Annotated in this window: 1 protein-coding gene; it reads right to left on the reverse strand. The window is 71.8% G+C overall.

The window, feature by feature from the left end; translation table 11 throughout:
* A partial coding sequence (locus LG395_RS41025) for a condensation domain-containing protein (RefSeq protein ID WP_225814705.1) occupies window positions 1-301 on the reverse strand: 301 nt, incomplete at both ends.

The following is a 301-nucleotide window of genomic DNA, read 5'->3' on the forward strand; positions in this document are numbered from 1 at the left end:
GGTGCCCACCGCGATGTCGTCCTGACGGCAGTAACGCGCCAGGACGATCTGGAACAGCGACAGCAGCGCCATGAAGACACTCGCGCCCTGCCCACTCGCCGTGGACCGCAGCACCTCCTCCACCTCCCGCGGCACCGAGAAGTACACGGTGTCGCCTTCGGCGCCCTCCCGCTCGGCGGGCCGCCCGTGGTCGGTCGGCAGTTCCAGGGCCGGCACCCCCGCCAGGCGCTCGCGCCAGTACGCCAGCTGCCGCTCCAGGAATTCACCGCTGAGCTGCTCCCGCTGCCAGGCGGCGAAGTCC

This window comes from Streptomyces spinosus, assembly GCF_020400655.1.
GTDB lineage: Bacteria > Actinomycetota > Actinomycetes > Streptomycetales > Streptomycetaceae > Streptomyces > Streptomyces argyrophylli.